The following is a 6,455-nucleotide window of genomic DNA, read 5'->3' as shown; positions in this document are numbered from 1 at the left end:
AGGGGGTCGGGGGTGGGGTCTTCGGAGTCCTGGTCGGTGGGGATGATCAGGGTGTGGGGGAGGAGGACCACGGCGGTGGTGCCGCCGTAGGGGGAGCGGCGGAGGGTGATCTTCACGGCGTGGCGGTCGGCGAGCTGGCTGACGACGAACAGGCCGAGGCGGTCGCTGTCGGCCAGGTCGAACTCCGGCGGGTTGGCCAGCCGCCGGTTGATCTCCGTGCGGTCGTCGTCGGTCATCCCGAGCCCCCGGTCCTCGATCTCGACCACGAAGCCCCGGCCCACCACCTCGCCCCGGACGTTGACCCGGGTGCTCGGCGGGGAGAAGACGGTGGCGTTCTCCACCAGCTCGGCGAGCATGTGGATCACGTCGGCCACCGCCGACCCGGCCAGCGAGGCGTCCGACATCGGGAGGACGGTGACCCGCGTGTAGTCCTCGACCTCGGCCACGGCCCCTCGTACCACGTCGTGCATGGGGACGGGCTTGCGCCACGCCCGCCCGGCCGGCGCCCCCGACAGGATGATCAGGCCCTCGGCCTGGCGGCGCATCCGCGTGGTGAGGTGGTCGAGCCGGAACAGGTCGGCGAGGGCGTCGGGCGCCCCGGTCTTGCGCTGCATCAGGTCGAGCTGGGTGAGCTGGCGGTGCAGTAGCGACTGGTTGCGCCGCGCCAGGTTGCGGAAGACCAGGCTGACGCCCTTGCGCAGGTCCGCCTGGCCGACCGCGGCCTCGACGGCGGTGCGGCGCACGGTGGAGAACGCCTGGGCGACGTCCTGCACCTCAAGGGTGGTGCCGGTGATCGGGATGGGCGGCGCCTCGCTCTCGACGTCCACCGCCTCGCTGTCGCGCAGTTTGGCGACGACCCGGGGGAGCCGCACGTTGGCGAGGTCCAGGGCGGAGCTGCGCAGGTCGGCCAGTTCCTGGGTGAGCCCGCGTCCTAGCCGGGCCGAGAGCATGACGGCCAGCAGGATCGCGACGAGCCCGAGGCCGCCGGCGATGAGGATCTGCGCGATGATCCCGGAGGCCTTGGCGTCGGTGCGGTCGTTGAGCAGTTCGGCGCGGCTGGCCACGAGCTGGTCGACGCGCGAGCCGAGCTGGTCGGCGAGCGGCTGCCAGGCGGCGGCCTGTTCGGGGCGCCCGCCCCGGGAGACGACCTGGTTCTCCATGGTGGTGAAGCGCTTGTAGTCGGCGGAGGCGAGCAGTTCGTCGTAGGGCTTGCGCAGCTCGGTGTCGAGCGACTGCAGGCCCCGGGTCAGCAGCAGCCGGCGGCCGGCGACCATCTGGGCGAACGCGCGCTGCTCGTCGGCGTTGAGCGTGCCCTGCAGGATGGCCCCGGAGAGCAGGGCGTCCTCCTGGGACAGCAGCTCGCGGGACATGACGACCGTCTGCAGGCCGGCGCCCTTGCGGTACAGGGCGAGGTCGGGCACCGTGACGAGCTGGTCGTACATCTGGTAGAGCGATTCCTGGATCTCGGTGTATTCGAGGACCACCTGGAGGCGGTTGGTGGCGCGGGCGTCGACGTCCTCGCGGATCACCTGGAGCCGTTCCAGCTCCCGTTCCAGCTCGGAAAGGCTCTGCACGACGTCGGGGCCGGTCGCGGACTGGGCCTCGAGGGAGGTGGCGCGCTGGTGGAACAGGACCACGGCCCGGTCGGTCTCCTCGCGCGCGGCCGAGAGGCGCCCGCCGTCGGGGGAGTTCCCGCTCAGGAAGACCGCGGAGAGCTGCCGTTCCTGTTGTACGTGATTGGCCACGATTCCGGCCGGGGTCGCCACCTGGTCGAACAGGGTCACGGCTCTGCGCAGGTCGAAGTAGTCGCCGACGATGTGCCCGGTAATGAAGATCCAGAGCACGATCAGCGCGACGATCGGCAGGCTGAGCAGCGAGTATAACTTAAAGCGAACGGTGCGATTCTGAGGGGCCATTTCTCCGCGCCTTGCGTGAGGCCTATAAAAGATACTTCTCGGTAATATCGCGCTCAATTTCGCAAAGATCGCTGCGAGGCTAGCACTCACGGAAGGCCTCCGTGCCGGAGTTCACGAGGTGTACGCGCCCTGCCTGGTCACCGCCGGTCACCGTCGCGACGCACCGTCCGGGGCCGTCCTCGACGAGCGTGCGGTACGGATCGCCGTCGCCGGGATCGATGGCGAAGACGGCGAAGTCACAGCGGGCGCCGGTCTCCAGGCGGCCGACGCGGCCGGGCCCGGTGGCGAGGCCGAGCGCGCGTGCGCCGCCGATCGTGGCGGCCTCGACCAGGCGGCGGGACAGGTCGGGGGCCCGGTACCCCTGCTCCCAGGCGAGCGTGCGCAGCAGCCGGACGTCCTCCAGCAGGTCGAGCGACGGCGAGGAGGCCAGCGAGTCGGTGCCCACGGCGAAGTCGCCGCCCTCCCGCAGCAGCGCCGCCACCGGCGGCCCGTCCAGGCCGAGCGTCTGGTTGGAGCGGGGGCACAGCGCCACGCTCACGCCGCGCCGGCGCAGCAGTTCCCGTTCGTCCTCATCCAGGTGGACGCCGTGCGCGACGTGGCACTGCGGCCCGAGCAGGCCGAGCGCGTCCAGGAAGGCGACCGGCCCGTGCCCGGTGCCGCCGGCGCGCAGGATCTCGAAGTCGAAGCCCAGCTCGCGGACCAGATGCGCGATCGGCCCGGTGCCCGAGACGGTGTACTCGCGCTCGTGGACCGACTCCAGCAGGTGGATGTGCTGGCGCAGCCCGAACGTGCGGGCGAGGATCGCCAGGTCGGCGAGCACGCCGGTGTCCAGGGTGTACGGCGCGTGCGGCGAGATCCCGATGGTGCCCAAGTGCACGGCCCGGAGGCCGCCGTCCACGCCGCCCAGCTCGCGGACCGTCGAGGTCAGGTGGCGCCGCCCGGTGGCCGCCCAGCTCGCGTCGGTGTCGCCGAGCACCTCCAGGTAGGAGATCCCGGCCAGCCCGGTCTGGCCGAGCACGGACACCGCCTCGATGTCGGTCACCACGTCGGCGACCGCCGTGGTGCCGTTGCGCAGCGACAGCAGGGCGCCCTCGCGCGCGCTGGCCTCCCAGTCCATCCCGTCGGAGGAGAAGTAGACCGCGTCGAAGGCGTTCGACCACTCCTCGAAGGAGTCGTAGACGCGCCGCCCGACCTCGGCCATGCGGGTGTACTGCAGGTGAGTGTGCGCGTTGACCAGGCCGGCCACCATGACGCCCGGCCACCGCATCTCCTCCCCGCCCGGATGGGCGGCGAGCACCTCACGGCGGGGCCCGACGTCCAGCACGACGCCGTGGCGCACGGCCATGGCGCCGTCGGGGATCGGGGGGCGGGAGACGGGGACGATGAGCGGCGCCGAGTGGATCACGGCACCCATACGGCTCCCGTCAGGCCGAGGAACCGGGCGGCCACCATCGCGGCGGCCACGGCGCAGAACCCGGCCAGGATCAGCACGTCGGCGCGGTCGAAGGCCAGTTCGCGCATCCACGTGCGATGCCGGCCGCCGAACCCGCGCAGGTCCATGGCGTTCACGGTGTCCTCCGCGTCGATCAGGGCGTTCACCGTCACGGGCACGACGACCGGCTTCAGCGCGATCAGCCTCTTCACCGGGTTGCGGCTGCGGCTGTGCTCGTACCCCCTGATCCGCTGGGCGTCGATGGTCTCGTGCAGGCTCGCCCAGGTGGAGGGCAGGAACCTGAAGGTCAGGTCGACCCCGTACGCGAGCCGCTGCGACAGCCCGAGGCGCGCGAACGCCACCCCGAGGTCGGAGGGGGCGATGTTGAACGCGACGGGGAAGCCGACCATGGCCAGGGTGACGTACCGGGTGAAGACGGCGGCGGCGTAGGAGAGCGTGGTCCAGGTGATGGCGCTGTGGGTGACGGGGATGGTGAACAGCACCTCGGAGTTCCCGCCCGCCCGCGTGTCGGTCGAGGTCAGGATGCTGTTCACCACGACCAGGATCGTGGTGAAGGTCAGCATGAACGCCCAGTTGGCCCGTACCCCGCGCCACGGGATGCCCGCGGCGCGGTAGTACAGCAGGGCGGCGACGGCGCACAGCAGCACCGCGCGCAGGTCGGCGATCCCCGCCACGGCCACGAGGTAGAGCACCGGGACCAGCAGGAGCACGCGCGGGTCGCGACGGCTCAGGAAGGAACCCGCGCCCAGGTAGCGTGGCGTGACGTCCATGTGGTTACCGTCCGGTCCGCTTGGAGAGCGGCTCCCAGAGGGCGTCGAGCGCCGGGGTGAGGATGACGACGGCGATGCCGTCGGACAGGAGCGCCGGCCCGTAGTTCAGGGTGAGGAACGTGGAGAAGTCGATGCCCTGGACCCAGATGTCGGTGATGACGAACAGCAGCCCGAGCGCGGTGGCGACCAGCGCGCCGACGGCGGTGACCACCAGGCGGACGCCCTCGCTGCGGATCGGCGGCAGGTAGGCGAAGATCAGCCCGGCGAACGCGCCGACCAGGCCGTTGGCCACGCTCCAGTTCCAGTACGTCAGGCCCGAGCCCTGGAGCAGGTCGATGATGGCGTTGCCCACGAAGCCCACGAAGAAGCCGGCGATGACGCCGAAGCGCTTGCCGAAGAACGGCACCAGGGCGAAGGCCGGGCGGACCACGACGCTCTGGGTGCCCGGGATGAGGAAGCTGAACAGGCCGAGTACGGCGTACAGGGCCGCGCCGACCGCGCCGAACACGACGGTGCGGGATGAGATCTCCCACACGGAATGGCGGGGTGTGGCCGCGTCTGCGTTCATGAGGGGGTGGTTCCTTCCTGGGGGGTTTGGTTGGAACGTGCTAACTGCGAGAGGCGCCGCGCCAGGTCGAAGGGATGCGGGATCGACCCTGCGTCGGCCAGGTGGTCGCGGACCGCGCGCACCAGGCTGGTCTCCTGGAGTCCCGCGCCGGACCACAGGCCCTCGGTGCGGGCCAGCTCGGCCGGTGAGGCGTCGGCGACCACGCGCCCCTGGTCCACGACGATGATCCGCCCGGCGTAGGTGAGGGCGAGGTCCACGTCGTGGGTGATGAAGTACACGCTCTCGACGCTCTCCGCGGCGAGGGCGTGGCCGATGAACTCGGTGGTGGTGCGCAGGTCCTGCCCGGCGGTGGGCTCGTCCAGGATCAGGGTGCGCGGGCGCATGGCCAGGGCCAGGGCCACGGTGAGCCGCCGCTGCTGACCGTAGGACAGCGTGCGCGGCGGCCGGTCCATGATGTCCTTCTCGCCGTCGAGGAGGGTGGCCCGCAGGACGTTCTCCGACTCCCGGGCGATCTCCTCGGGGCTCCAGCCGAGGTTGCGCGGCCCGAACGCCAGCTCCTGGCCGACGGTGGCGCTGAAGAGCGCCTGGCCGGGGTTCTGGAAGACGTAGCCGAAGGTGGTGGCGAGGCTCAGGATCGACCGCTCGGCGATGGGCGCGCCGTCGACCAGGACCTCGCCCCGCGACGCGGCGGTCAGCATCACGGCCGCGCGCAGCAGGGTGGACTTGCCGGCCCCGTTCGGGCCGAGGACCGCCACCCGCTCGCGCGGGCCGAGGGCGAGGTCGACGCCCGACAGCACGGTCCTCGCGCCGTATCCGAGGTCGGCGCCCCGGTACTCCAGACGCGGGGTGGACTCCCCGGCCGCGTGGTGCGGCGGCGGCGTCACCTCCGGCAGCTCGCCGGCGCGGGCGACCAGGGTGGCGAACGGCAGTTTGACGTGGCCGGCCGGGGCCATCCGGAGGAAGCCGTCGACCGGTCCTTGGTACCGGGTCCTGCCGTCCTCCATGTAGAGCACCTGGGAAGGTTGGAACTCCAGGATTTCCTCCACGCGGTGCTCGACGACGACGGCCGCGCCGCCCTCGTCGACGAACCTGCGGACCTCCCGCATCAGCCGCAGGCTGGCCGCGGGGTCCAGATTGGCCAGCGGCTCGTCCACGACGACGACCTTCGGGCGCATCACCAGCACGCCCGCGAACGCGACCATCTGCAGCTCCCCGCCGCTGAGCCCGGCGGTGGCGCGTTCGAGCAGGTGGGAGATGCCGACGCGCTCGGCCACCTCGATGATCCGCCGCCGGATCTCCGCGCGGGGCAGGCCGAGATTCTCCGGTCCGAAGGCGATCTCGGACCGCACGGTGGTGCCGACGACCTGCTTGCGCGGATCCTGGAGCATCGTGCCGACGACGGTGGAGATGTCGCGGATGGTGCGCCCGGCGACGGGCCGCCCGTCCACCAGGACCTCACCGGTGACCGCGGCGCGGTAGGAGTAGGGGATCAGGCCGTTGACCAGGCGCAACAGTGTGCTCTTGCCGCATCCGGAAGGGCCGCAGACCAGCGTCAGCTCCCCGGCCGCCACCGTCAGGGCGGTCGAGGACAGGGCGGTCTGCCCGGTGGAAAGGTAGCGGACGCTCGCGTCACGGACCTCGATGAGCGCGGTCATGACGGGATCACCCTTCTCCTCTCCGAACGGGCCGTGTGGCACGGGCCGACCAGGTCGTTGTCCAGAGGAGATTAAAGGGGAGATCTTCACCCA

At 71.5% G+C, this 6,455-nt stretch carries 5 protein-coding genes; all 5 read right to left on the bottom strand.

Annotation, left to right across the window (positions count from 1 at the left end; all coding sequences use genetic code 11):
* Positions 1-1,916, bottom strand: a 1,916-nt coding sequence (locus tag NYZ98_RS15665) for a sensor histidine kinase (protein ID WP_262843505.1), incomplete at its 3' end; no start/stop codon positions are given.
* Between the two features lie 79 nt (positions 1,917-1,995).
* Positions 1,996-3,330 (bottom strand): amidohydrolase family protein, encoded by a 1,335-nt coding sequence (locus NYZ98_RS15660; protein WP_262843504.1) that lies wholly within the window; start codon positions 3,328-3,330, stop codon positions 1,996-1,998.
* Positions 3,318-4,139, bottom strand: coding sequence for an energy-coupling factor transporter transmembrane component T family protein (locus NYZ98_RS15655; RefSeq protein WP_262843503.1), 822 nt, complete (start codon positions 4,137-4,139; stop codon positions 3,318-3,320). Before NYZ98_RS15655 ends, NYZ98_RS15660 begins: the two co-directional genes overlap by 13 nt.
* Before the next feature lie 4 nt (positions 4,140-4,143).
* Complete coding sequence (locus NYZ98_RS15650) at positions 4,144-4,707, bottom strand: ECF transporter S component (RefSeq protein ID WP_262843502.1); 564 nt, start codon at positions 4,705-4,707, stop codon at positions 4,144-4,146.
* Positions 4,704-6,362 carry an ABC transporter ATP-binding protein gene (locus tag NYZ98_RS15645; protein ID WP_262843501.1) on the bottom strand — a complete coding sequence of 553 codons (1,659 nt, stop codon included), beginning with the start codon at positions 6,360-6,362 and terminating at the stop codon, positions 4,704-4,706. The genes NYZ98_RS15650 and NYZ98_RS15645 overlap by 4 nt, the downstream gene beginning before the upstream one ends.
* Positions 6,363-6,455: the final 93 nt, after the last annotated feature.

The sequence above is a fragment of the Sphaerisporangium corydalis genome (assembly GCF_025506355.1).
Lineage (GTDB): Bacteria > Actinomycetota > Actinomycetes > Streptosporangiales > Streptosporangiaceae > Sphaerisporangium > Sphaerisporangium corydalis.
This window is presented reverse-complemented; position numbering and strand designations above follow the sequence as displayed.

Coding starts and splice junctions, on each gene's coding strand:
- NYZ98_RS15660 (WP_262843504.1), bottom strand. CDS start 3,330: ATGGGTGCCGTGATCCACTCGGCGCCGCTCATCGTCCCCGTCTCCCGC.
- NYZ98_RS15655 (WP_262843503.1), bottom strand. CDS start 4,139: ATGGACGTCACGCCACGCTACCTGGGCGCGGGTTCCTTCCTGAGCCGT.
- NYZ98_RS15650 (WP_262843502.1), bottom strand. CDS start 4,707: ATGAACGCAGACGCGGCCACACCCCGCCATTCCGTGTGGGAGATCTCA.
- NYZ98_RS15645 (WP_262843501.1), bottom strand. CDS start 6,362: ATGACCGCGCTCATCGAGGTCCGTGACGCGAGCGTCCGCTACCTTTCC.